This window comes from Sphingomonas sp. P4_G2, from assembly GCF_056401155.1.
In genome coordinates this window covers 682,592-708,037 of sequence record NZ_JBFUJY010000001.1, presented here as the reverse complement: position 1 = coordinate 708,037, position 25,446 = coordinate 682,592, and the positions used below count along the sequence as shown (strand labels likewise).

Sequence of the window (25,446 nt, the reverse complement as noted above, 5' to 3'; positions counted from 1 at the left end):
TCTGTGAGGATACTCGCGCTCTCCCATTATTACCCGCCCGAGGTGAACGCGCCCGCGTCGCGCCTGTCCGAACATGCGCGCATCTGGCGCGAGGCGGGGCATGAGGTGACTGTCGTCACCTGCGCGCCCAACCACCCCGCCGGGCAACTCTATCCGGGCTACCGCAACCGGTTGTGGCAGGAAGAGACGGTCGATGGCATCCGCGTCATCCGGCTGTGGACCTACCTTGCCGCGAACGAAGGTTTCCTACCGCGGATCGCCAATTACCTCACTTATCTGTTTTCGGTGCTGGTCTGGATGTGGCGCCTGCCGCGCGCCGACATAGTGATGTCGACCAGCCCGCAATTCTTCTGCGGCCTCGCCGGCTGGTTCCTCAAGCGCGACAAGCGACCCTGGGTGCTCGAGATCCGCGACCTGTGGCCCGAGAGCATCGTCACCGTCGGCGCGATGAAGCGCGGCGCCGTGATCCGCGCGATCGAGAAGGTGGAGGCGTTCGCCTATCGCAAGGCCGACCTCGTCGTGTCGGTGACCGACGGCTTCGTCCCGCACATCCGCGCGCACCGCGCCAAGGGCCCAATCGCGGTGATCAAGAACGGTGTCGACCTGTCGCGCTTCGCCAGCGATCCCGCCGCCGCCGACGCGTTCCGCGCCGAGCACGGCCTGACCGGCAAGTTCGTCGCTTCTTATGTCGGCACGCACGGCCTGGCGCATGGGCTACAGGCGGTGATCGCGGCCGCCGAACGACTTCGCGATCGCGACGACATAGCGTTCCTGATGGTCGGCGGCGGCGCCCAGCGCGACACGATCAAGGCGATACGAGACGCGAAGGGCCTGACCAACATCGTCATGCTCGACCAACTGCCCAAGGCGGCGATGCCCGCGGTGTGGGGAGCGAGTGATGCAGCGCTCGTGCTGCTCAAGCGCGTCGACACGTTCAAGACCGTGATCCCGTCCAAGATGTTCGAGGCGATGGCGCTCGGCGTGCCGATGATCCTCGGCGTCGAGGGCGAGGCGAAGGCGCTGATGGAAGCGGGCGGTGCCGGCATCGCGATCACGCCCGAGGACGATGCCGAACTCGCCACGGCGATCCTGCGCCTCGCCGACGACCGCGCGCTCGGCCGCCAGATCGGCGCTTCGGCCCGGGCCTTCGTCCGCGCGCAGTTCGACCGCGAGAGCCTCGCGCACGCCTATCTCGCCGAATTCGAAGCGCTCCGGCGATGAAGATCGCCCGCAGTCTTGCCTTTGCCCGCCACATTCCGCCGCGCCAGATCGCCGCGCGCTTGTGGCTCGAGGCGAAGCGTCGCTGGTCGCTGCGGGCGCCGCCACGCCTCCAAACGCTCGCTTATCCCGCCGCCGACGCGCCACAGCCGATCTTCCCCCCACGCACCGGCATGATCGAGCGCCTCCCCGCTGGCTGGTGCTTCACCTTTGTCGGCCGCTCCGTCGACACCGGCGAGGCGATCGACTGGCAAGCCGATCCCGACCAATTGTGGTGCATGAACCTCCATTACATGGAGTATCTGGAGGAGCTCGACCGCGACACCGGCATCGCGCTGATCCGTCAGTGGATCGCGGCAAATCCCCCCTGGCGCCCGGGCTATTGGCGCGACAGCTGGAACAGCTATGCACTGTCGTCGCGCGTCGTGGTGTGGATGCAGCGGCTGACTGCCTGGGAGGTCGATCTCGCCGATCCCGATATCCGCCGCATCGTCGCCAGCCTGGCTGCGCAACTCGACTTCCTGCTGAAAAATCTCGAGCGCGATCTTGGCGGCAACCACCTGGTCAAGAATATCAAGGCGCTCGCCTGGGGCGGGGCGTTCTTCGCCGGTCCGTTCGGCCAAAGGCTGCGTGATCGCGCGCTCCGGCTGCTGGCGCGCGAAATCCCGCGCCAGATCCTGCCAGACGGGATGCATTACGAGCGGTCCTCCTCCTATCACGCCCAGGTCTTCGCCGATTTGATCGAGACGCGCGTGGCGCTCGGTGACCAGGCGCTCGACCCGGTGCTGGATCGCATGGCGCAGGTCGTCGCGACGCTCACCCATCCCGATGCCGGCCCGGCGGTGTTCAACGATGCAGGGCTGAATATGGCCTATGCCCCCGACGATTGCCTCGCCGCGTTCTCGCGCGTCACCGGCCGAACCATTCCGCAGCGCGACGGCGCGTTCGGCTTTCGCGATGCCGGCTATTTCGGGCTCCACGCGCCAGGCTTCGCGCTGATCGCGGACATGGGGCGGATCGGTCCCGACAGCCTGCCAGCGCATGCACATGGCGATATCGGCTCGATCGAACTGTCGATCGGCGGCGAACGGCTGGTGGTCGACCAGGGCGTCTACGAATATGTCGCCGGTGATCGCCGCCAGGCCTCGCGGAGCGCGCATCACCACAATTGCCTGGCGATCCTTGGCGCCGAGCCCGCCGACTTCTACGGCGCGTTCCGCTGCGGCCGCCGCCCGCAGGTCGGCGTCGCGCAGTTCGTCGGCGGCGATGGCGGCATGCTGCTTCGCGGCCATCATGACGGCTATCGTCGCCTCAAGGGCAAGCCGATCGTCGTTCGCCGTATCGAGGCCAGCGCCGATGGTATCACGATCCACGACCGGATCGACGGCAAGACTTGGCACGAGGCGACGTCGCGATTGTTGCTTCACCCCGAGTGCCGCGCCGAACTGCATGGCGATCTCGCCATCCTGCATCGCGGCGAAGTGTCGATCGCGGTCCGTGGCTCCGCCCCGCTCTATGTCGAGCCCGCGGTCTGGTGGCCCGACATGGGGGTAGAGGTTGCGACACGGCGCCTCTGCTTGACACTCCCGCCCGGTTGCTTTGAAGCCACATTAGAATTCGGCGCTGTGGTGCCGGCCGGATCGGAGTTTGCGTGAAACAGGTCGAACAAAATTACCGCAGCGGCGTGCTCCGCCTGATCGACGCGCCCGTGCCGCGCGCGGGCGGCGGGCGCAACCTGGTCGCGACGCGCGTCTCGCTGATCAGCGCAGGCACCGAGAAGCAGATCATCGATCTAGCGCGGTCGAGCCTGGCGGGCAAAGCGATGGCGCGCCCCGACCTCGTCCGCAAGACGCTGCAGAAGGTCCGCAACGAAGGTCTGTTGCCGACGGTGCAGAAGGTGTTCGCCAAGCTCGATACGCCAATCCCGCTCGGCTATTCGCTCGCCGGCATTGTCGCCGAGGCGGGTAGCGATGCCGGCGGTTATGCCGTCGGTGATCGCATCGCCTGTGCGGGCGCGGCCGTCGCCAACCACGCCGAATATAACGCCGTGCCCAAGAACCTGTCGGTACGCATCCCGGCGGGCGTCGATGACGAAGCGGCGAGCTTCGTCACGATCGGCGCGATCGCGCTGCAGGGTGTGCGGGTGGCCAACCCAACCTTGGGCGAGCGTGTCGTCGTCATGGGGCTCGGGCTGATCGGCCAGCTCACCGTGCAATTGCTCAAGGCCAATGGCTGCCGCGTGCTGGGCTTCGATCCCAATCCGGCGCGCGCCAAGCTCGCGCTTGAGATGGGCGCCGATGTCGCGGTCAGCGACGCGCTCGAGGACGCTGTGCGCGGATTCACCGATGGCTATGGCGCCGACGCGGTGATCGTGACGGCGTCCAGCAAGTCGTCGGCGCCGCCCAACCAGGCCGCGGAGATCAGCCGGATGAAGGGCCGCGTCGTGATGGTCGGGCTGACCGGCATGGAGATCGACCGCGAGCCTTATTACAAGCGCGAACTCGATCTCAGGCTGTCGATGTCCTACGGCCCCGGGCGTCACGACCCGGCCTATGAGCTGGAGGGGCATGATTACCCGCTCGCCTATGTCCGCTGGACCGAGCAGCGCAACATGCAGGCGTTCCTCGAACTGGTCGCCGAAGGCCGCGTCACGCCGCTCAAGCTCGTCACCCACCGCTTCCCGATCGAGCAGGCCGAGGCAGCCTACAAATTGATGGATGGCGACGAGCCGTATCTCGCCATCCTGCTGACCTATTCGGACACGCCTACCCCGATCGAACGATCGATCCCCGTGGCGAGCAAGAAGGCGTCGACCACGACGGGCCGCGGCACCGGCTTCATCGGCTTCGGCAATTACGCCAAGGCGGTGCTGCTCCCCGCGCTCAAGAAAGCAGGCAACGAGCGGCTGACCACCGTCGTCACCTCGACCGGCCTGTCCGCGCACGATGCCGCCGAACGCCAGGGCTTCGCCCACGCTGCGACCGACCCGCAGGCGGTGCTGGGTGACGCCGACACCGATTGCGTGTTCATCGCCACGCGCCACGACAGCCACGCGCGCCTGACGGTCGAGGCGCTCAAGGCAGGCAAGCACGTGTTCGTCGAAAAGCCGCTCGCGTTGACTCTCGACCAACTTGCCGCGGTCCAAACCGCGGCGATCGCGGCGCCCGGCGTGCTGACGGTCGGCTTCAACCGCCGCTTCGCGCCGATGATGGTCGAGGCCAAGGCCGCGCTCGCCAATCGCGGCGGCCCGATCGCGATGCATTACCGCATCAACGCCGGGCACGTGCCGGGCGATAGCTGGCTGCACGGCAGCGAAGGTGGCGGCCGCATCGCCGGCGAGGCTTGCCATTTCGTCGACGCGCTCACTTTCCTCGCTGGCGGCCCGCCGGTCGCAATCGAGTCGTTCAGCCCTGACGGCGTCGGCGACACCGTCTCCGCGGTGCTGCGCTTCGCCGACGGTTCGACCGGCACGATCCTCTATTCCTCGCTCGGCGACTCTTCGCTGCCCAAGGAATATCTCGAAGTGTTCGCCAGCGGGCTCGTCATCCGGCTCGACGATTTTCGCAAGGTCCACATCACCCGCGGCGGCAAGACCGTTACCAAGTCGGCATCGGCGCAGGACAAGGGCCAGACCGGGCTGGTCAAGGCCTTCTATGCCGCCGCCCGCGATGGCGCCCCGCCGCCGATCCCGCTCGACGAGCTGATCGCGGTCAGCGCCGCCACGCTGGACATGGCCGGGTCGGACTGAGACCCCGCGTGACCGCGCCCTCGCTCACCGCAGTGATCCTCTCGTATAATGAAGAGATCCATATCGGCCGCTGCCTCGACCGCATCGCGCCGCTGGTCGAGCGGATGATCGTGATCGACAGCTTCTCGACCGACCGCACAGTGGAGATCGCGCGCGAAAAGGGCGCCGAAGTCCACCAGCACGCCTTCTCCAACCAGGCGGCGCAGCTGCAATGGGCGCTCGACACGATTCCGATCGCCAGCGACTGGATCATCCGCGTCGATTGCGACGAATATCTCGAACCCGCGCTGATCGACGAGATTCGGACCAAGCTCCCTTCCCTCCCCGGCGACGTCACCGCGCTCGACGTCAAACTGAAGGTGCTGTTCAAGGGCAAGTTCATCCGCTGGGGCGGCTATTACCGCACCTGGCTGACGCGGCTGTGGCGCCCCGATGCCGGGCGGATGGAACAGCGCTGGATGGACGAGCGGCTGCTGATCACGCGTGGCGATGCCGAGCGGCTGACCGGCGGCGATCTGGTCGATGCCAGTCTCAAGGACATCGGCTGGTGGACCGACAAGCATAACGGCTACGCCACGCGCCAGATGATCGACTTCATCGCGCGCGAGCACGGGCTGATCGACGAGGAAGACGGCCAGCTCACTGCTTCGGCGAAGAAACGCCGGGGCTTGCGCAAATTCTATGGCGGTGCCCCGCTCTATCTCCGCGCGGTGCTCTATTTCATCCGGCGCTATTTCCTGCTGCTCGGCTTTCTCGACGGCCGGCTCGGCTTCGTCTGGCATTTCCTCCACGGCTTCTGGTTTTTCGTACTGATGGACGCCAAGATCGACGAGGCGCGGACCTGGATCGCAGCCAATTCGATCGAGGAATTCCCGCGCTACCTCGCCGAACGCTATCGCATCGCCGAGACGGGGATCGCATGGCGGCGGTAAGGCCGAAGGTCATCATCCTGATCGGAGCGTTCTGGCCGGGACACGAATCCGCCGGCCCCAACCTCAGCGTCAAGGCGATGTGCGAGAGCCTCTCGGACAAGGTCGAGTTCTTTCTGGTCGCCCGCGACCGCCCGTTTGGTGCGGCCGAGCCGATGGTGGCCAACGGAGAATGGCGCGACCTTGGCTGGGCGAAGATCCACTATCTGACCGTCGGATCGAAGGGCGCCGAGGGCCTGGCCGAATTGCTCCGCGAGACGCCGCACGACCTATTGTTCGTCAACGGCTTCTTCGACCGCGAATTCACCATTCCCGCGATGCTCGCGCGCCGCTTCGGCAGGGCGCCGCGCACGCCGGTGGTGATCTCGCCGCGCGGTGAGTTCTCGTCGGGGGCGCTCGGCCTCAAGAATGCACGCAAGGGTCTCTACATGGCGCTGGTTCGTCTGCTCGGGCTGGCGAAACAAGTCACCTTCCACGTCACCAGCGGGGAAGAAGAAGCGGACACCCGGAAAATCTTTCCGAGCAACCGGATCGAGCGGATCACCAACGTCCGCCCGCTCTTCCCGCTGCCGCCCTATCAGCCCGGCAACCTCTTCCGCCTCGCCTTTCTCGGCCGCATCTCGCCCGTCAAGGGCCTCGACGTCGCGCTCGAGGCACTGGCGCTGGTTACCGAGCGCGTCGATTTCACCATCTTCGGCCCCGTCAGCGACCCCGCGCATTGGGCCCGCTGCGAGGAATTGATCGCGGCTCTCCCCGCCAACGTCACCGCGCATCGCGACGGCGAGTTGACCAACGACGCCGTCCCCGCCGCGATGGCCAGGCAGGACCTGATGTTCATGCCCTCGCGCTCGGAGAATTTCGGGCACGCGATCTTCGAGGCTTTGTGCGCCGGCACTCCCGTCCTGATCGGCGACCGCACGCCGTGGCAGGACCTCAAAACCGTCAAAGCCGGATTCGATATACCCCTGCCCAACCCCGCCGCGCTCGCCGCCGCGATCGACCGCCTCGCGGCGATGACCCCGGCCGAATACGCCCAATGGCGCGCGGGCGCGCGGGCAATGGCCGAGCGCTTCGTCGTCGGCTCGACCGCGCGCGCCGATATGACGCGGCTGTTCCTCAACTTGACCGGTAAGGGTGCTTCACCCATGGCCGAGCACGCATGACCAGCCTCGCCACCCACGCCAAGCGCTTTATCGGGCCTTTGCTGGCCAATCGCTGGACCGGGATCGTCGCTGCGCGCGTACTCGGCAACCGCATCCCGCATCGCGGACTGATCATCGACACGTCGAGCCCGGTGGTCACGCCCAAGATCAAGGCTGCCTTGCTGCTCCAGGGTTATGAGTCCGGCGAATATCGCTTCGTCCGCCGCTACGTGCCGACCGATTGCGACGTGATCGAACTTGGCGGCAGCCTCGGCGTGATCAGCTGCACGATCCGCCGCCGCATCGATCCCGCCCGCCGCCAATTCATCGTCGAGGCCGATCCGCGCCTTGCCAAGGCGCTTCGTCGCAACCTGGCGATCAACCAGTGCGACGCCAATGTCGAGGTGATCGAGGCGGCGATCAGCTACGATCCGGGCGATACCGTGTCGTTCGCGTTGGGGGAAAGCTCGGTCAGCGGCCGCGTCGCCACCGACGCCGGGTCGCTGCCGACGATCGAGGTCCCCGCCTGCACGCTCAGCCAGCTGATCGCGCGCCATAACCTCACCGACTTCGCGCTGGTCAGCGATATCGAGGGCGTCGAATGGCGTATCCTCAAGAACGATCTGGAGGCGCTGGCAAGCGCGCGAATGATCGTCATGGAGACGCACGACAGTCCGGGCAACGGCAGCTACGAGGATCTGATCGCCGCGCTCCAGGCGACCGGCCGCTTCGATCTGATCGACCGCCACGGCCCCGTCGTGGTGCTCAAGCCCAAAGCGGCCTGAGCCCGCTCATGCCCACGCGCCCCGCGCCCGTACGGCTCGCCATCGTCGTCACCCACCCGATCCAGCATTTCGTCCCCTTCTATCGCGCCCTTGCCGCCGATCCGGGGATCGATCTCCACGTCCTCTACGGTGCGCCGATCGGGGTAAAGTCGTATTTCGACAAGGAGATGCAGTCCGAGATCAGCTGGAACATGGACATGCTCGGCGGCTACGGCCACGAGTTCCTGGGCGAAGTCCCGGCCAACGGCCAGTCGAGCGTCCGCGAACCCAGCTCGCCTGAAATCGGCAAGCGATTGGAGGCGTTCGGGCCGGATGTGGTATTAGTCTATGGCCATGCCCAGGCTAACGTCTATCGCGCGATCTGGTGGTGCCGTCGCAACAAGGTGCCGTTGATGACGATCGGCGACAGCGAATTGCTGCGCGAGCGCACCACCACCACGCGGATGGCCAAGGAAATCGTCGTCCGCCAGATCTTCCGTCGTTATTCGGCGTTCCTGTCGGTCGGCGACCGCAACGCCGACTTCTATGCCTATTATGGCGCCCCGCGCGATCGCATCTTCCGCTGCCCGTTCACCATCGACGAGACGACCTATCGCGCGGCGAAAGCCAACCGCGCAATGCTACGGGCCGAGGCGCGCCGCACCTACGACATCGCCGACGATGCGATCGTCGCCCTGTTCGTCGGCAAGCTCTCCGGCCGCAAACGCCCGATCGACCTGATCGAGGCACTGGCGCAGACCAAGGGTCGCAAGGTCACGGCTCTGTTCGCCGGCAATGGCGAGCAGATGGAGCCGGCCAAAGCGCGTGCCGCCGAAGCCGGGGTCGACGCCCGTTTCGCCGGGTTCGTCAATGTCGACAAACTCCCCGCGCTCTACGCCGCCGCCGACATGCTGGTGCACCCGTCGCAAGCCGACCCGCATCCGCTGATCTGTTCGGAAAGCGCGTGCATCGGGTTGCCGATGCTGCTCAGCGATCGGGTAGGTGCCGCCGGCCCGACCGACGTCGCGCGGCCGGGTGAGAATGCGTTGATCTTTCCCTGCGCCGACACTGCTGCCTTGGCCGGCCTGATCGACGAATTGGCCAGCGACGACGCCCGCCGCGCGGCGATGGGTGCGCGCTCGGTCGAGATTTTCGACGAACTCGACATCAAGGCGAGTGTCGCCGGCGTCCATCGCGGGATCGATACCGCGTTGGCGCGACCGCGATGAACGCCGTTCGCAAGCTGCTCAGTCCGAGCTATTGGCTGAGCGACAGCCCGATCGCGGCCTGGCTGCGCGGCGCTGGCTGGCTGTTCACCTCGTCGCTGATCGAACGCGGCGCCGCGCTCGTCCAGACGGTGATGATCGCGCGCGCGATTGGGATCGACAATTACGGACGCTACGCGCTGCTGTTCTCGACGATCAGCCTGCTGACCCCGCTGATCAGCCTGCAATTGCCCTATGCGATCATCTATTTCGTCTCGCGCTACCAGTTGCGCGAGCCCGAACGAGCAGGCGCCGTCGTCTTGCTGGGCCGCCGGCTGACCGCGGCGACGACCGGCCTGATGCTGGCGATCGCCCTGCTGTTCGCGAGCCCGCTTGCCGCCTGGCTGTTTGCCGCGCCTGGCTATGCCTGGCCGCTGATCCTGGGCGCGATCCTGTTGTTGGCCTCGATCCAGGCGGGGCTCAACGACACCCTGCTCCAGGCGAGCGAGCGCTTCCGCACCTTGGCGATCGCGCGGCTCTCGACCGCCATCGTCGGCGTGCTGATATTGGTCGTCGTCGCGAAGCTGACACCCGGTCTCACGCCGGTGATGATCGTGCTCGCCGGCAGTGCCGTGCTGCGCTGGCTGGCGGTGGCGATCCCCGCGCGATCGGTCAGCAACCGGCTCGTCGCGCACAGCAATTTCCGCGAAGCCATTCGCCAGGGGTCGGTGATCCTGCAATTCTCGCTGCCGAGCGGTATGCTCGCGTTCGCGCAAGGCATCGCCATGTGGATCGGCAATTATTATCTCACCCGCAGCCCCTATGGTCTGCGCGACCTGGCGGTGATCAATACCGGGCTGCAATGGCGCTCGCCGATCCTAGTGGTGATGGCGTCGCTGGCCAGCGCGCTGCTGCCGATGCTCGGCCGCTATATCGGTCAGGACGACCATAGCCAGACGCAGCGGCTGCAACGCTACAACATGATCCTGAACGTCGGCATCGCTTTGATCTTCTCGATCCTGGTCATCCTGTTTTCGAGCTTCATCCTGAAGCTGTACGGCCGCGACTTTCACGGCCAGACGTTCCTGTTCGGGCTGTTCCTGATCGTGCTGGTGCCGACCGTCTATTGCAACGTCCACCAGCAATATCTCGTCGCGACCGGGCGGATGTGGGCGCAGTTCCTGCTGTTCGTGCCCTATACGTTGATCATCGTCGGCGGGACGATGTGGTTCGCGCCTGGACTGCGTGGGGTTGCTCTGGGCTATATTCAGCTACTCGCCTGGGTGGTAACGGCGATCCTCATCACCGTCGTCGTCTCGATCCAGGCGGCGGCCGATCGCAAGAGCCAGGAATCGACCCAGTCATGAGTGCCCAGGACCAGTTCCGATCGTTGAACGCCGCGCGCTTTTGCGAAAGCACAGGCTTCGCCGCGGTCGATATCGGCGCGCGCGGCGGACTCGACGCGGCGATGCTGCCGCTCGCCTGGGCGACCGAGATGATCGGCTTCGAGCCCGAGCCGGCCGAGGCTGCCGCGCTGCAGGGCGGCGATCCCAAGCCGTGGAAAGTCCGGCGCGTGATCGCCGCCGCGGTCGGCGGGGTCGACGGCACCGCGACGCTGCACATCCCGCCCTCGCCCGAAAGCGCCTCGCTGCTGCCGCACAATGAGGAAATGGTCGAATGGTTCGGCGTGTCCGAACAGCACAGCATCGACCGCTCGATTTCGGTCGAGACGCGCACGCTTGACGGCCTGCTCGCTGAAGGCACGCTGCCGACCGCCGACTATATCAAGATCGACGTCGAGGGTGCCGAAGGCGCGATCCTCGAACATGCCACGCGCTATCTCGAAACCACCTTGGCGCTACGTGTCGAGGTGTCGTTCCTCGAACAGCGCGTGGGGCAGCCGCTCGGCTGGGACGTCGCCAAGCTGCTGACCGATAGCGGTTTCCTCATCCTCGACCTGATCGCGGTGCAGCGCTGGCGCGCCAAGCGACTTGCCGGCCATCCCTATCGGACCAAGGCGGACCTTCCTTATTCCAAGCCGGTGCTGGCGCAGGGCGACCTGATCGCGGTGCGCGACTTCCGCCGGGTGAGCGATGCGACCCAAGCCGCCAAGCTGGTGATCCTCACTGCCGCGCTCGGCTATGTCGATTTCGCCGCAACCATCCTGCGCCATCACCAGGCGGCGATCGCCGCGCTGGGGCTGGACCTGACGGCTGATCTCAGGTCATTGTCGGGATCGCTTGGCGGCGCCGCGCCTGCCGAGGCGATCCGCGCCAATCTGCGCGACCTCGTGCCGCTCGGCCGCTCGCTGCTCGGCGGGCTGCCGGCGCGATAGGAGACAAAGCATGTGCGGTATCCTGGGGCTGGTGTCGAAGGACCCGATCGACCGCGGGCGCGCGCACGCCGCGCTCGACCTGATCGCCCATCGCGGCCCCGACGGCGACAATAGCTGGCACGATTCGGCCGACCACGTCTGGTTCGGCCATCGCCGCTTGTCGATCATCGACCTCAGCCACGCCGGCGACCAGCCGATGCACTCGGCCGATGGCCGCTTCGTGCTGATCTTCAATGGCGAGATCTACAATTATGTCGAGTTGCGCAATGAGCTGATCGCCGCTGGCGCGACCTTCCAATCGGCAAGCGACAGCGAAGTCATCATCGAGGGGTATCGCGCCTGGGGCGTCGGCGTGCTGTCGAAGCTCAACGGCATGTTCGCGCTCGCGCTCTATGACCGTGGCCAGCGGATGATGCTGTGCGCGCGCGACCGCTATGGCGAAAAGCCGTTCCTCTATACGATGCGCGACCGCTTCTTCGCCTTCGGGTCGGAGTATAAGGCGCTGCTCGCCTTGCCGGGCGTGCCGCACGACCATGACGAATTGCGCGTCGTCACCGAGACCTGCCAGCCGGGATCGAGCGCCGATCGCCAGCGCCAGACCGTCTTCACCGCGATCGAACAATTGCTCCCGGGCGAGGCGATGGTGGTCAATTGCGCCACGCTGGAGAGCAAGACCTGGCGCTATTTCGACATCGACCTGACACGCGAGCGCAAATTCGCGGACCCGAAGGACGCGATGGCCGAATTCCGTGACCTGTTCGTCGATTCGGTGCGCATCCGCATGCGCTCGGACGTCGAAGTCGGGTCGTGCCTCTCAGGCGGGCTCGATTCGTCTGCGATCGTCGGCGCGGTACGGCATCTGCTTGGGCCGGACGCGGTCTATCATACCTTCACCGGCCGCTTCCCCGGCACGCCCGCCGACGAATGGCATTTCGCCGAGCAGGTGGTGAATGCCTCGGGCGTGGTCAGCCATATCGTCGAGCCGACCGTCGACCGCTTCATCGCCGATCTGCCCAACTTCATGTGGCACAACGAGCTGCCGGTCGGATCGTCGAGCCAGTTCGCGCAATGGTGCGTGTTTCACCTCGCCAAGGAGCATAACATCACCGTGCTGCTCGACGGCCAGGGCGCCGACGAGCTGATGGGCGGCTATGAGCAATATTTCGCCTTTTACATCCGCTCGCTCAAGGCGCGCGGCGAGACCGCGCGGCTGGCGCGCGAACTGCCCGAGATCGAACGCCGCTATCCTGCCGCGCAGATGGACCGCGCGATGCGGATGAAGTCCGCGGTGCCGCAGCGACTGCGCCACGCGCTCGCACACATGCTCAATCGCGGCTCGGACATCCGCTTCGGGTTGAAGCCCGGCTATAGCGAGGCGGTGTCCGAACAAAGAGGGCGTAACGACCATGGCAGCGGCGATCCGCTGCGCGACGCGCTCTACGAGGACAGTTTCGAGCGTTTCCTGACTACTTTGCTGCGCTACGGCGATCGCAACTCGATGGCGCATTCGCGCGAGGTGCGCCTGCCGTTCTGCGACCATCGCCTGTCCGAATTCGTCCTGTCCCTGCCGCCCGAGCTGATCATGGGCGATGTCCAGACCAAGCGCCCGATCCGCGAGGGCCTGCGCGAGTTTCTGCCCGAGGCGATCGCGACGCGCTGGAACAAGCAGGGTTTCCGTCCGCCGCAGGATCTGTGGTTCACCTCGCCCGGCTTCCTCGAGCTGATGCAGGATACGCTGACCTCGACCTCGTTCCGCCAGTCCGAGATCTGGGACCAAAAATGGTGGCTCAAGGTGCTCGACCGCATCCGCGCCGGTGACCTCGGGCTCGGCTGGAATTTGTGGCAGCCGTTCATCCACGAAATGTGGAAACAGCATTTCCTCAAACCCGCGACGCAGGGCATCGAGCCGAAGCGCCTCGCCGCCTGACGACGCGCGCGATGGACATCCTGCTGATCAACGGGACGCACCCCGCGGCGCCGCACATTTCGGGCGTGCGTGCAGGACGGTTCGCCGCCGAGTTGGCGCGGAAGGGGCATCGCTGCGTCCTGATCTGCCCGCCGCTGCCGGGCCTGGCGGCGAAAGACCCTGCCCCGATCGCCTCGCATGACTGGTCGCGTCCGCTGATCGTCGAGGCGGACGATCCGCCGCCTGCGGGCGGCAACGCGATCGCCACGTTCGCCAATTTACTGCGCTATGGCGGCCGCCGCACCGGTTTCCAGCGCAACCTTGTCGCCCGTGGTCGCGCGCTTGTCGCCAAGTTCCAGCCGCAGGTCGGTTGGGCGACGTTCGGCTCGCTCGAAACGGTGACCGCGCTGCGGACGCTGGCGCGCGAGCAGCATTTCCCGTGGATTTTCGACGACAAGGACAATCCCGAAATCTATGTGCCCGGCGCCGTGCGCTTGCCGCTCGCCTGGCGGCTGCGCGGCTATGCTGCGCTCCAGGCCAATTCGATGCTCCATGCCGATGCCGCGCGGCGCTGGCTCGGGGACACCGCCGAAGTGATCTATAGCGGCGTCGATAGCTGCTTCTTCGAGCCCCATCCCTCACCCGAGCCCGCACGGCGATATGTGACCCTGGTCGGCAGCCTTTATCATCGCGACCTGGTCGACGCGATCGTCAGGGCGGTCGGGGATTTCAACGCCGCGAGCGGGCGACCACCGGTCAGCATCGTCCATCTCGGCAAGCAGGGCGACTGGCTGGCGAACGACCGCGGCGTGCCGATCGAGATTCCCGGCTACGTCTCGCCCGACGAGATGGCCCGGCTATGCCAGCACGCGCTCGCCAATATCTATGTGTTCCTCGGCCGCACCTTTCATCACAAGCTCTTCGAACTGCTCGCCTGCCGCCGCCCGGTGATCGCTTATGGCGGCGAGTTGCCGGAAAGCGTCGCCGAGGCGGAACGGCTTCACGCCCCGCTTGCCGTGCCGACCGATCCTGCCGCGCTCGTCGCGGCGCTGACCGCGGCCGAACGCTTCACCCCCGACCCCCGGATGCCCGAACGCTTCTTCACCTGGCCCGAACAGGCTGCCATGGTCGAGGCCGCGATGAGGAGATTGATTGGATGACCGACGCCGCCGTGCCGACCACGCAGGAACGCGTGATCGACCAATATTTCGAGACGACTTCGTCGCGCACTGCCTTCACCGAGGAAATGAAGGCCAATGCCGTGGCGACGCTCGGCCGCCTGCTGGGCGATTGGGGCGCGCAACCGGGCGAGGTGATGGTCGATCTCGGCTCAGGTATGGGCGAAGGTTGTCTTTTCGCGCTGTCCCGCGGGGCGGCGAGCGCGACCGGCATCAATCTGTCGGGCAGCGAGAATGCGCTGGCGCGCGAGCGCGTGCCGGATGCGACCTTTCTCGACACCGATCTCGTCTCGGGCCTCAAGGGGCTGGCCGACAATAGCGTCGACCGCATCATGGCGCTCAATATCCTCGAACATATCGACAAGCAGACGCTGGCCACCGTGCTTGAAGAAGCGGCGCGGGTGCTCAAGCCGAGCGGCTATCTCGTCGCGATGACGCCCAATGCCGGATCGCCGTTCGGGTCGATGACGCGCTATTGGGATATCACCCACGAGATCGCCTACACCCCCTCGGCTTTCCGCCAGATCGGCTTATTGTGCGGGTTCAAGCGCTTCGATTTCCGCGAATGCGGACCCCGCCCACACGGCGTCGTCAGCATGATCCGCTTTGTCCTGTGGCAGATGATCCGGCTGAGCATCAAATTCCGGCTGCTGGTCGAAATGGCCTCGACCAAGGGCGGTATCTACACCGCCGACATGCTCACGCGGATGGCGAAATAGCTTCGGCTACCAGGCGCTTCACCAGCTCCTCGCCGACAACGCTCGCGCGCCAGCCGATCAGTTCGGCGGCGCGTGACGGGTCGGCGTACTGCTCGGCGATGTCGGCGGGACGACGCAGACCGGGTACGCTCGTCACATGGTCGCGCCAATCGAGGCCGATCGCGGTGAAGGCGGCGGCAACGAAATCCTCCAACCGCATGCTGCTACCGGTGGCGATGATAAGATCCTCGGGCGTTTCGCGCTGGAGCATCGCCCACATCGCCGCGGCATAGTCGGGCGCCCAGCCCCAGTCGCGCACCACGCTGAGATCGCCCAATTCGAGCGGCGTGCGATTGCCCGCGGCGAAGCGGCGGATCGCCGCCATCAACTTGCCGATGACGAAGCTGTCGGGCCGGAGCGGCGATTCGTGCGAGAAAAGGAAAGCCGAGCAGGCGCGCTGCCGATAGGCGATGCGATTGGCCCCGATCAGCAGATGCGCGCTGCACTTGGCAACGGCATAGGGGCTGCGCGGGCGAAAGCGCGATCCCTCGGTCGCCGGCTCGACGGTTTCGCCGAAGCAATCGCCCGACGCGGCGTTGAGCAACGCGGCATCCGGCGCCTCGCGCCGCGCCGCTTCCAGGACATTGAGCAATCCGGACGCCGCCCCCGCGAACGTCGCCTCCGGCTCGGCGAACGACCGTCCGACCGAGCTTTGTCCAGCAAGATAATAGATCTCGTCAGGCGCCGCCGCGGCGATGACCTCGGTGACCGTGGCGCTGTCGGACGGATCGGCCCGATGAAGCCTGATCTTGTCGGCGATTCCCAGCCGCGCAAGATTGTCCGGTATCGCGCCGCCGCGACTGGTCCCGTGCACGCGATAATCCTTGTCGAGCAGCAACCGCGCCAGATAGGCGCCGTCCTGCCCCCCGACGCCCCAGATCAGCGCCGACCGCGCCGTCATGCTCGCGCCATCAGCGTGCCGGTCATCGCCGCGAGCCGCCGCGCGAAGGCCGGGAAGGCGAAATAATCGAGCCCTTCGGGAATGGCGCGCGGCCGCTCCAGGCTGGCGATCACCGCATCGACCACCGCCTGCTGGTCGAGCGGGTCGACGATCGGCCCGAGCAGTCCCTCGCGCATCGCCTCGCGCGTGCCGTCGCGCGTGCTGCCGATCGACGGGATTCCGCACGCCATGGCTTCGAGCAGGACGAAGCCAAACCCTTCGCCGCGGCTCGGCATGACATAGACGTCGGCAAGCCGGTAATGATCGGCCTTCTCCGCTTCGGGCACCATGCCGGTGAAGACGACATGGTCGGTCAGACCCATGTCGCGCACCCTGTCCTCCAGCCGCGCACGATCGTTGCCGTCGCCGGCGATCACATAGCTGACGTCCGGCCGTTGTTCGATGATCGCGGGAAGCGCGTCGAGCACGGCGTCGAACCCCTTGTAACGCTCGCTGCCCGCCAACCGCCCGAAGGTCATCAGCACCTTGCGGCCCTGGAGGCCATAGCGCGCCTCAAGATCGGGGTTCTTCGGTCCCAGCGCGAACTCGTCGAGGTGAATCGCGTTGGGCATCAACGTGGTCGTTGCGTCGGGATACGGCGCCCAGGAGTGGAACCGGTCGAGCGTCACCTGGCTGATCGACATGACGTGATCGGCCGATCGCGCCAGCCGCCGCGACAAGGCGCGCGTACTCGGTTCCCAGGCGTCGATGCCGTAGATCGCGAGAACGAGCGGCTTTCCGAGCAACGTCGCGACCGCGCGCGCCAGCGGCAACAGGTTGAGGTGCGCGCAATAGACTAGGTCATAGCGCCCGCGCCGCATTGCCCGCATCACTGCCCGAACATAGGCCCCGAACCCGCCCAGCGCGGACAGGTCGAAATCGAGCTTGGCGGGCAGATCGCCAGCCAGCGGCAATGTCGCGACGCGCGGCAACGCCACCACCTGATCGATCGTCGGGTCGAGACACATCGCCTCGATCACATCGCGATTGTAGAGCGCAATGCCGCCATGCCCGCCCCACGCGTCGGTCAGGAGCATCAGCACCCGCCGCCCGCGCGGCGTGGCCGTCATCAGGCGCCGCCTCGGTTGCTCTGCCCCGCGGCCTGACGCAGGTCCGCCTCGACCATTTCGGTGATCAGCGCATCGATCGAGGTAGTCGGCGTCCAGCCGAGCACGCGCTTGGCCTTCGATGCATCGCCGATCAACAGATCCACCTCCGTCGGCCTGAAATAGCGCGGGTCGATCCGCACCAATATACGGCCACTTTCGGTACAACGGCCGATCTCGTCGATCCCTTCGCCTTCCCAGGCGATAGTGATGCCGGCCACCGCGAAGGAGCGTTCGACAAAGCTGCGCACGCTGTGGGTTTCCCCGGTGGCGAGCACATAGTCATCGCCTTGGGGTTGCTGTAGGATGCGCCACATCCCCTCGACATAGTCTCGGGCATGGCCCCAATCGCGCTGGGCATCGAGGTTGCCCAAATACAGCGTGTCCTGGTGCCCGTGACGGATCGCCGCGACCGCTCGCGTGATCTTGCGCGTGACGAAGGTCTCGCCGCGCAGCGGACTCTCATGGTTGAACAGAATGCCGTTCGAGGCGTGCATCCCGTACGCCTCGCGATAATTGACCGTGATCCAATAGCCGTAGAGCTTGGCCACCGCATATGGACTGCGCGGATAGAAAGGCGTGTTTTCGGTCTGCGGCACTTCGCCCACCTTGCCGAACAGTTCCGAGGTGGACGCCTGGTAGAAGCGCGTCTTGTCGGTCAGCCCGGCCACCCTGATCGCCTCGAGCACGCGCGCCACGCCGACGCCATCGGCATTGGCGGTATATTCGGGTGTCTCGAAGCTCACCGCGACATGGCTTTGCGCGGCCAGGTTGTAGACCTCGTCGGGCTGGATCTCGGCAATGACGCGGCCGATATTGGTCGCGTCGGTCATGTCCGAATAATGCAGGAACAGCCGCACACCCTCGACATGCGGGTCGTCATAAAGATGGTCGATCCGCGACGTGTTGAACGACGAGGCGCGGCGGCGCAGGCCGTGCACCTCATATCCCTTGGCGAGCAGGAGCTCCGCCAGATACGCGCCGTCCTGGCCGGTGATCCCGGTGATGACCGCCTTTTTGCCGTTCAACTCCTAGTTCCTCTTCTACGTCGACGCCGCCGATCGACGGGTCGGGAGCCCGGGTAACCGGCGCACGATCAAAAGCAACCCCCAGCCAGGCGCGGCATCAAGCTTGGCAGCGCGCATAGCAGTCGCTAGGGCCTCGGCTTCGCGGGCATCGCCGCGGCAACGACAGACCGACCGAGCCGGAGGAAGTTTGCCCAATCCGTTCAGCACCAACCGGCCGCAGACGCTCTACGCGGCACTCGCGCTGCTTGGCGTCGCTGTCCTGTTTGGCGGAGCGACGCGCTACGAAGTCGGGACGACGATCCTGCCCCGCCTCGCGGCACTGGCAGCGATCGTCTATCTGTTCTGGCCGCGCAACCGCTCGCCGCTTCGCGTCGAACGCGGCGCGTTGTTCTTCTGGGCGGCGCTGTTCGCATTGCCGCTGGTCCAGCTCATCCCGCTCCCTTGGTCGGTCTGGACCGCACTGCCCGGCCGCGGCCTTGCGCAGCAGGTCTATACCGCGCTGGGCGACAAACCGTGGCTACCGATCAGCCTGTCGCCCAGCCGGACGCTCGACTTCCTGCTCGCACTGGTCGTGCCGCTGGCCGCCTGGCTGCTCGGCAAGCATCTCGATTATGCGGGCCGTGTCGTGGTGTTGCGAGCGATGCTGCTGCTGGCGCTCGCCAGCGCGACCCTCGGGCTCATCCAGCTGACGATGGGGGCCGGCAGCCCGGCCTATTTCTATCATGTGACCAACGACGATTCGAGCGTCGGCTTCTTTTCCAACGCCAACCATCTGGCGCTGTTTCTGGCGGGCGCTATCGTCATCGCGCTTGCCTGGCTGGCCGACGCGATGACGGTAAGCGGTCGCATCCCGGCCCCGGCGGCGGTCGTCTGCGGACTGGCGATCGGCGTATTGCTGTTCGGCATCGCCGGAACCAGTTCGCGCGCGGGAGCGATCTTTTCCGTAGCCGGCCTGCTCGGCGGGCTGGCGATGCTCCCGCTCGAACGGATCGGCCTGAAGCGCAGCTACGTGCTGGGTGGCTCCGCCGTCGTGACGTTGGCGCTCGCCGGCGGCCTGGGCCTGGTGCTCAGCGGCCGCGTCTTGTCGGATCGTTTTCAGATCGACGACGGCACGCACGAACGGATCGGGCTTTTGCCGAAGTTTGCCCATGTCGCGCACGATTTCTTTCCATTCGGTTCCGGCCTGGGCAGCTTCGAGCCGGTGTACAAGAGCTATGAACGGGCCAGCGAGCTGAGCTTCGGCTATTGGAACCAGGCGCATCAGGATTACTTGCAGGTCGCGATCGAAGGCGGCCTGGTCGGCATGCTGTTGATCCTGGCGTTCCTCGTCTGGTTCGTGATCCGCGTCGTGCGCATCTGGTATCGTGGCGACGATTCCTCGCGCATGCGGCGGCAACAAGCGACGGCGGCGCTGTTCATGACGATGATTATGGCGCACGGCATGGGCGATTATCCGATGCGGACGGGAACGATCGCCTGCATATTCGGTTTTCTCGCCGCGTTCCTGACCGTCCCGGAGGAAGCCGGTGCGAGCCGCTCAAGATCGCGCAGCGATTTGGGCGAGGACGCTTTTGGGGTATATGGGCAAAATCAGGATGTGGTACCCGTCAGGGCAATCGACCGCGGACTCGCGGCGCAGGGAGGCGAACATTACTCGTAAGCTTATCGTAGCGTGCGCGCTCGCGGCTGGCCTGGGCGCATGCGCAGGCCCCAATTACAAGCCCGACGTGGCAACCGCGGCTACTCCCCAGACGACGCTGCCCGTCCCGTCGGTCGAGGATATGACGCGCGACCAGGCCGATTACCGCATCGGCCCGCTCGACAAGCTGACCGTCACGGTGTTCGGCGTGCCAGATTTGACGACGAACGGCCAGGTCGACGGCGCGGGCAATCTCGCCATGCCGCTGATCGGCCAGGTCAAGGCGATTGGCGAGACGCCCAATTCACTGTCGTCCAAGATCGCGGCCGCGCTCGACCAGCGCTACGTCCGCAATCCGCAGGTATCGGTCAGCGTGACCGAAGCGGTGAGCGCGATGGTCACGGTCGAAGGCAGCGTGATGAAGCCCGGCCAATATGCGGTCGTCGGCCGCACCACCCTGCTGCGCATGCTCGCAGCCGCTGGTGGCCCGTCCGACTATGCGCGGCTGAGCGAGGCGGTAGTATTCCGCACAATCAACGGGCAGAAGATGGTCGCCCGGTTCAATATCAAGGATATCCGTGGCGCACGCACGGTCGATCCCGAAATCTACGGCAACGACGTGATCGTGATCGGCAACAACGCTGGGCGTGCGCTGTTCAAGGACATCATCTCCGTCGCGCCGGTCCTCGGCATCTTCTATCAGATCACAAGATAAGGCTTTCCCTTGGCAACCAATACCCTTCCGCTCGATCTCGGCGGCCCCGCGGCGGACCGCGGCCCCGATTCGCGGCTGGCGCTCGAACATTTCCTGCAGCAGCAGGACGCGGAAAGCCCGCTGACCCAGTATCTTCAGATACTGATTCGGCAGCGCTGGATCGTCCTGGCGATCATCGCCGCAGGCGTGCTGGCGGCGGTGTTCGTCAACGCGACGACGGTAAAACTGTATCGCTCGACTGGGTCGATGGAGATTGCGCGCGAGGCGGCACGGGTAGTCAATACCGACGATGCCCAACCTCGCCAAGCGGCGGCTGCCCAGGAATTCTACCAGACGCAATATGGCCTGCTGCGCAGCCGCGCTCTGGCCGAACAGACGGTTGCGTCGCTGCGCCTCGCCGACAACCCGACCTTCCTCTACGGCTATACCGGCAAGAAAGCGCCGGCCGATGCACTTGGTGGCGATCGCAAACGTCGCGAATTGACTGCCGCGCGGCTGCTGATGGGACATTTGACGGTCGAACCGGTCCGCGGCTCGAGCCTGGTCCAGCTTAGCTTCGATAGTCCGGATCCGGCGTTGTCGGCCACGATCGTCAATTCGATCGCCAAGAACTTCATCGCATCCAATCTCAATCGCCGGTTCCAGGCGACCGCTTATGCGCGCCAGTTCCTGCAGCAGCAGATCGAAAACACCCGCCAGAAGCTCGAGGCGTCCGAACGCGCGCTGGTTGCTTATGCCGGCCAGCAGCGGATCATCAACTACGAGAACGGCACGTCGGGCAAGGATCAGGACGCATCGAACGGTGCATCGGTCGAATCGACCGACCTGCGCGCGCTTAACGACGCGCTCAACGCCGCCAAGATCGATCGCGCTCAAGCCGAATCGCACTATCAGCAAGCCGCGCGCAGCCAGGGGTTGAACGCGCCCGAGAGCTTGCAAGACGGCACCGTCGCCGCACTGCGCAGCCAGCGCTCGCAGTTGCAGGCCGAATATCAGCGCCTGTCGGCGCAATTCCGCTCGGACTATCCGCAGATGGTCGCGCTTCGCCAGCAGATCAGCGAACTCGACAGGCAGCTCGGCAAGCAGGGTGCGGTGGTGCTCGATTCACTCCGCGCCGCTTATCAGGCGGCGGCCCAGCGCCAGGGCGAACTTCAAGGACAAGTCGACAAGCTCAAGACCAATGTGATCGACCTGCGCGGCCGTACCGTCCAGTACAACACGCTGCAGCGCGACGCCGACACCAACCGCGCGCTCTATGACGCGCTGCTCCAGCGCTACAAGGAGATCGGCATCGCCGGCGGCGTCGGGACCAACAACGTTTCGGTGGTCGACACCGCGCTCCCGTCGGGCAGCCCGGTAACGCCGCGCACCTCGATGAATCTCCTGCTCGGGCTGTTGCTCGGCACGCTGGTCGGTGGCGCGGTCGCGTTCATCCTCGAACAGCTCGACGAGTCGATCATCGCGCCGCACGATCTCGAACGGAAGCTGGGCGTGCCGCTGTTGGGCAGCGTACCACGCGTGCCCGATTCCGACGTCTCGATCGACCTGCTCGAGGATAGCAAGACGCCACTCGCCGAAGCCTATCTTTCACTCCAGACAGCGCTCCGGCTCACCACCAGCAAGGGTGCGCCGCGCGTCCTGTTCGTGACGAGTTCGCGGCCGTCCGAAGGCAAGTCGACCACGGCGATGGCGGTGGCGCGCAACTTCGCGTCGCTCGGCAAGAAGACGATCCTGATCGACGCCGATTTGCGCAACCCGTCGGTGCACAAGATGATGGGCTTCGCCAATACGGGCGGGCTCACCAACATCCTTGCCGGTGCGACCGACATCGACACTTATATCCGCAAGGGCCCAGTCGATCGCCTGTGGATCATGAGCTCGGGGCCGATCCCGCCCAACCCGGCCGAATTGCTGGCGGGCTCCAACCTGTCGCAGACCTTCGATCGACTGCTCAAAGAGGGCTATGACCATATCGTCGTCGACGGCCCGCCGGTGCTCGGCCTCGCCGACGCGCCGCTGATCGCGAGCTATGCCGAAGCGACAATGTTCGTGATCGCCGCGCGCAACACCCATACTCGGACCGCACGCGTGTCGCTGCGCCGCCTTGCCGACGTCCATGCCAATATCCTCGGCGCGGTGCTGACCAAGTTCGACGCCAAGAAGATCGGCTACGATTACGGCTATAATTACGATTATGGCGACAAGCGGATCGGCTTCATGAAACGCGTGACGGGCTGAGCCCCGAGGCGGGCGCGTAATGGCAATGATCGCCCTGCGCCGTGGCACGGTGACCGTTCGGGTCGTCGTGCTGACGCTCGCGCTCGTCGCCGGCGTCTTCACGCTGCGGTCGGGGCTGGCGTTCCTGCTCGCCACGCCGACTACCGCCCGACTCGCGCTCCGCATCGATCCGACCAATACCAACGCGCTCAGCACGGATGCCAATGAACGGCTGAAGACGGTCGAACTCGGTGCGCCGGCAGCAAAGCTCGCCGCCGACAGCAAGAGGCTCCTCGAACATTCGCCCTATGAGGTCGTGGCACTCCGCAACATCGGCATCATCGCCGCGTCGAACGACGATGAGAAAGGCGCGGCCAAGCTGCTCGACATCGCCGCGCGGCTGTCGTTGCGCGATTACCTGACTCATGCCTGGCTGCTTGACTATCGGTTCCGCACGAACCAGGTCGCGCCGGCCGTGACCGAAGCGGACATCCTGCTCCGCCAGGACGACCAGAACTGGCCGGTCATCCTTCCCGCGCTGATCGCGCTGACCCGCGACCCCAGGATCATCGATCCGCTGGCAAGGGTGCTCGCCACGCGGCCCTATTGGAGGAGTACGTTCCTCACCCGGCTCGGCAGCGACAATCCCTATCCCGATGCGACCTTGGCGCTGTTGACCCGACTGAAGGCGATCGGCTCGCCGGCCGCCAAGGAAGAGCTCGATCCCTATTTCATCAAGATGGCCGATCGCCTGTCGCCGACCCAGCTGTTCGCGCAATGGGTCGCTTTGCTGCCACCCAGCGCGCAATCGGCGGGTAAGGGCTTGCTGCGCGAAGGGGACTTTACCGGGCTCGATGCGTCGCCGCCGTTCGGATGGCGGCTTTACCCCGCCGACGGCGTCTACGCGGAGCGGAGCACCGGCCCGGCGGGTATGGGCAGCGCGCTGTATGTCTCCTATTCGGGCGAGCGCGAGACGGTCTTCGCCAACCAGGAACTGGTGCTCCCGGCCGGTCGCTATCGATTCGTGGGGCGTGCCTATGCCGAGGACGCGATCGACGCGGGGGTCTTTCGCTGGTCGATCGTCTGCATGACCAAGGGCGCAACAGGGGTGCTCGCTACCGCGCCGGTCAATCCAGTGCCCGGCCAACTCGGCCGTTATGCGGTCGAATTCGATGTGCCGTCGAAATGCGACCAGCAACAGCTGGCGTTGACGGGGACCGCACGCGACACGACGTTCGACACGCTCGCGCTTTATATCGACGGGCTCGACATCACGCGGCTGCGCTGAATATCCGTTCGTCCCGAGGTTTAACCCGGTCGATCAATCGCGCGCTGCGACCATCGCGAACATGGTCTTGCGATAGCGTGGACCGCCGGCCAGACGGTTGACGAAACGCGGCAATGGCGGATCGGCGTAATAGACCGTCTCCAGCACATTAAGGCCGAGGCCTCGCAGGATCTCGCGGACCTCGGTCGAGGCCGGAACATGGCAGACATGCCGATAGTAACGCGGCCGCCCGGTCAGTCGCCAGGCAAGCGCTTCGAATCGGCGATAGTGCGACCGTCCGTTGGGCAGCGACAAGATCAGTCGACCGCCCGGGCGGAGCAAGGCCGCCAGTCGAGCTATCTCGGTCGCGAGGTCGGGGAGATATTCGAGCACGCTGGAACACAATGCCAAATCATATCGCCCCGCGCGATCGGACAATGTTTCGAACAACGCCACCTGGAACGACACATTCGTGATCCCCCGCTCGTCGGCACCAGCGCGCGCCAGGTCGATCATCCGTTCCGCGCCATCGATGCCGTCGACATAAGCGGCGATCCTAGCCGCCTCGAACGACAAGGTGCCGGCCCCGCACCCCGCATCGACCACTTGGTCGCCTGGCCGGGCATAACGTTCAATGAGCGTGCCCCAGGCGCGCAGGCGATCGCGAAAGCCGCGCGACCGGACATACCCGTCGCGAAATGCAGGCGCGATCGAATCGTGCCAGCTGATGGCGGTTTCGGATCCGTCGGCCACTGTCGCTTCCTTGGCAATCGCCCGGGTCCTTCGGGCACGTGTCGGTATGGGCCTAGCGTGGCAGGACCCTGGATGCACCACGCGATGGTCGGCTCAGCGCACTAAAAAACCCGGCTCGGCGCACCGCCGTCCGGGAAGTTCAGCACAAATAAGAAGGGCGCGAAGTCCGAAAAACTCCGCGCCCCGCAATATCCGGTTAGAAACCGATCACGGGCTCTTCGGCTTCGAGCTACCCGAGGTGGCGGCAACGATGCCGCCGATGATGGCAATCACCGCGAGGACCGCAACGATGGTGCCGCTGCCATTGAGGTGATTGGCATCCTTGGCATCGGCGCCAGCGCGCACGGTGCTGACCTTGGCCATGACCGTACCCTTGGCGGGCGCAGCCTGAGCCAGCGCCGGGGTCGCCGCGAGCGCCACCGACGCGAGCGCCGCAACAGCGGACTTAAACAGCACCATTAGCAAACTCCCTTGGTTATCTGTTCCAATTTCTCAACGCGCTTGCCACACAAACGCGCCAACTGTCAACCATAGTGCCGATCGTTCCGGGATCGTTCCCAGCCCCAATTCGGCCTCACCGCCAACACTCCGCAAACGT

21 protein-coding genes are annotated in these 25,446 nt (G+C 65.7%); 16 read left to right on the top strand and 5 right to left on the bottom strand.

Annotated elements, in window-relative coordinates; genetic code table 11:
* Positions 1-3 precede the first annotated feature (3 nt).
* The 12 genes from AC1DRD_RS03165 to AC1DRD_RS03110 are packed head-to-tail and all read left to right on the top strand — an operon-like array spanning position 4 to position 15,144.
* Positions 4-1,221: a glycosyltransferase family 4 protein gene (locus AC1DRD_RS03165; RefSeq protein WP_478040241.1), complete on the top strand. Its 1,218-nt coding sequence runs from the start codon at positions 4-6 to the stop codon at positions 1,219-1,221.
* Positions 1,218-2,873, top strand: coding sequence for a heparinase II/III domain-containing protein (locus AC1DRD_RS03160; protein WP_478028004.1), 1,656 nt, complete (start codon positions 1,218-1,220; stop codon positions 2,871-2,873). Before AC1DRD_RS03165 ends, AC1DRD_RS03160 begins: the two co-directional genes overlap by 4 nt.
* Positions 2,870-4,966 carry a bi-domain-containing oxidoreductase gene (locus AC1DRD_RS03155; RefSeq protein WP_478028002.1) on the top strand — a complete coding sequence of 699 codons (2,097 nt, stop codon included), beginning with the start codon at positions 2,870-2,872 and terminating at the stop codon, positions 4,964-4,966. Before AC1DRD_RS03160 ends, AC1DRD_RS03155 begins: the two co-directional genes overlap by 4 nt.
* An 8-nt stretch (positions 4,967-4,974) precedes the next feature.
* Positions 4,975-5,898, top strand: a complete 924-nt coding sequence (locus AC1DRD_RS03150) for a glycosyltransferase family 2 protein (RefSeq protein ID WP_478028000.1) — start codon at positions 4,975-4,977, stop codon at positions 5,896-5,898.
* The gene (locus AC1DRD_RS03145) at positions 5,886-7,058 is read left to right on the top strand and encodes a glycosyltransferase (protein WP_478027999.1); all 1,173 of its coding nucleotides are present in this window, start codon (positions 5,886-5,888) and stop codon (positions 7,056-7,058) included. The genes AC1DRD_RS03150 and AC1DRD_RS03145 overlap by 13 nt, the downstream gene beginning before the upstream one ends.
* Complete coding sequence (locus AC1DRD_RS03140; protein ID WP_478027998.1) at positions 7,055-7,822, top strand: FkbM family methyltransferase; 768 nt, start codon at positions 7,055-7,057, stop codon at positions 7,820-7,822. The genes AC1DRD_RS03145 and AC1DRD_RS03140 overlap by 4 nt, the downstream gene beginning before the upstream one ends.
* 8 nt (positions 7,823-7,830) lie before the next feature.
* Positions 7,831-9,030, top strand: a complete 1,200-nt coding sequence (locus tag AC1DRD_RS03135) for a glycosyltransferase family 4 protein (protein WP_478027996.1) — start codon at positions 7,831-7,833, stop codon at positions 9,028-9,030.
* Positions 9,027-10,373 carry an oligosaccharide flippase family protein gene (locus tag AC1DRD_RS03130; RefSeq protein ID WP_478027995.1) on the top strand — a complete coding sequence of 449 codons (1,347 nt, stop codon included), beginning with the start codon at positions 9,027-9,029 and terminating at the stop codon, positions 10,371-10,373. Before AC1DRD_RS03135 ends, AC1DRD_RS03130 begins: the two co-directional genes overlap by 4 nt.
* On the top strand, positions 10,370-11,341 hold the full coding sequence (locus AC1DRD_RS03125; protein ID WP_478027994.1) for an FkbM family methyltransferase: 972 nt from the start codon (positions 10,370-10,372) through the stop codon (positions 11,339-11,341). The genes AC1DRD_RS03130 and AC1DRD_RS03125 overlap by 4 nt, the downstream gene beginning before the upstream one ends.
* A 10-nt stretch (positions 11,342-11,351) precedes the next feature.
* On the top strand, positions 11,352-13,268 hold the full coding sequence (gene asnB, locus AC1DRD_RS03120) for an asparagine synthase (glutamine-hydrolyzing) (RefSeq protein ID WP_478027993.1): 1,917 nt from the start codon (positions 11,352-11,354) through the stop codon (positions 13,266-13,268).
* Between the two features lie 11 nt (positions 13,269-13,279).
* A complete protein-coding gene (locus AC1DRD_RS03115; RefSeq protein WP_478027991.1) occupies positions 13,280-14,407 on the top strand; it encodes a glycosyltransferase in 1,128 nt (375 codons plus the stop codon).
* The gene (locus AC1DRD_RS03110; RefSeq protein WP_478027990.1) at positions 14,404-15,144 is read left to right on the top strand and encodes a class I SAM-dependent methyltransferase; all 741 of its coding nucleotides are present in this window, start codon (positions 14,404-14,406) and stop codon (positions 15,142-15,144) included. Before AC1DRD_RS03115 ends, AC1DRD_RS03110 begins: the two co-directional genes overlap by 4 nt.
* On the opposite strand, the gene AC1DRD_RS03105 is transcribed toward AC1DRD_RS03110, so the two are convergent.
* From AC1DRD_RS03105 to gmd, 3 genes are read right to left on the bottom strand one after another with little or no spacing between them, the layout of a single operon-like run.
* The gene (locus AC1DRD_RS03105) at positions 15,125-16,084 is read right to left on the bottom strand and encodes a GDP-mannose 4,6-dehydratase (protein ID WP_478027989.1); all 960 of its coding nucleotides are present in this window, start codon (positions 16,082-16,084) and stop codon (positions 15,125-15,127) included. The two genes, AC1DRD_RS03110 and AC1DRD_RS03105, sit on opposite strands and share 20 nt — an antisense overlap.
* Positions 16,081-17,193, bottom strand: a complete 1,113-nt coding sequence (locus AC1DRD_RS03100; protein WP_478027987.1) for a glycosyltransferase family 4 protein — start codon at positions 17,191-17,193, stop codon at positions 16,081-16,083. The genes AC1DRD_RS03105 and AC1DRD_RS03100 overlap by 4 nt, the downstream gene beginning before the upstream one ends.
* Complete coding sequence (gene gmd, locus AC1DRD_RS03095) at positions 17,193-18,257, bottom strand: GDP-mannose 4,6-dehydratase (RefSeq protein ID WP_478027986.1); 1,065 nt, start codon at positions 18,255-18,257, stop codon at positions 17,193-17,195. The genes AC1DRD_RS03100 and gmd overlap by 1 nt, the downstream gene beginning before the upstream one ends.
* 187 nt (positions 18,258-18,444) lie before the next feature.
* Between gmd and AC1DRD_RS03090 the strand changes: the two genes are divergently transcribed.
* The 4 genes from AC1DRD_RS03090 (at position 18,445) to AC1DRD_RS03075 (ending at position 24,116) form a co-directional block, all read left to right on the top strand.
* A complete protein-coding gene (locus AC1DRD_RS03090) occupies positions 18,445-19,917 on the top strand; it encodes an O-antigen ligase family protein (RefSeq protein ID WP_478040239.1) in 1,473 nt (490 codons plus the stop codon).
* 67 nt (positions 19,918-19,984) lie between these two features.
* The gene (locus tag AC1DRD_RS03085) at positions 19,985-20,611 is read left to right on the top strand and encodes a polysaccharide biosynthesis/export family protein (protein WP_478027983.1); all 627 of its coding nucleotides are present in this window, start codon (positions 19,985-19,987) and stop codon (positions 20,609-20,611) included.
* Positions 20,612-20,620: 9 nt separating this feature from the next.
* Positions 20,621-22,849 carry a GumC family protein gene (locus tag AC1DRD_RS03080; protein WP_478027981.1) on the top strand — a complete coding sequence of 743 codons (2,229 nt, stop codon included), beginning with the start codon at positions 20,621-20,623 and terminating at the stop codon, positions 22,847-22,849.
* A gap of 19 nt (positions 22,850-22,868) precedes the next feature.
* Positions 22,869-24,116, top strand: coding sequence for a hypothetical protein (locus AC1DRD_RS03075; protein ID WP_478027980.1), 1,248 nt, complete (start codon positions 22,869-22,871; stop codon positions 24,114-24,116).
* Between the two features lie 33 nt (positions 24,117-24,149).
* Here the strand turns inward: AC1DRD_RS03075 and AC1DRD_RS03070 are convergent, their stop codons facing one another.
* Together AC1DRD_RS03070 and AC1DRD_RS03065 are read right to left on the bottom strand one after the other, a co-directional pair.
* Positions 24,150-24,848, bottom strand: a complete 699-nt coding sequence (locus AC1DRD_RS03070) for a class I SAM-dependent methyltransferase (protein ID WP_478040237.1) — start codon at positions 24,846-24,848, stop codon at positions 24,150-24,152.
* Between the two features lie 207 nt (positions 24,849-25,055).
* The gene (locus AC1DRD_RS03065) at positions 25,056-25,307 is read right to left on the bottom strand and encodes a hypothetical protein (RefSeq protein ID WP_478027976.1); all 252 of its coding nucleotides are present in this window, start codon (positions 25,305-25,307) and stop codon (positions 25,056-25,058) included.
* Positions 25,308-25,446 lie beyond the last annotated feature (139 nt).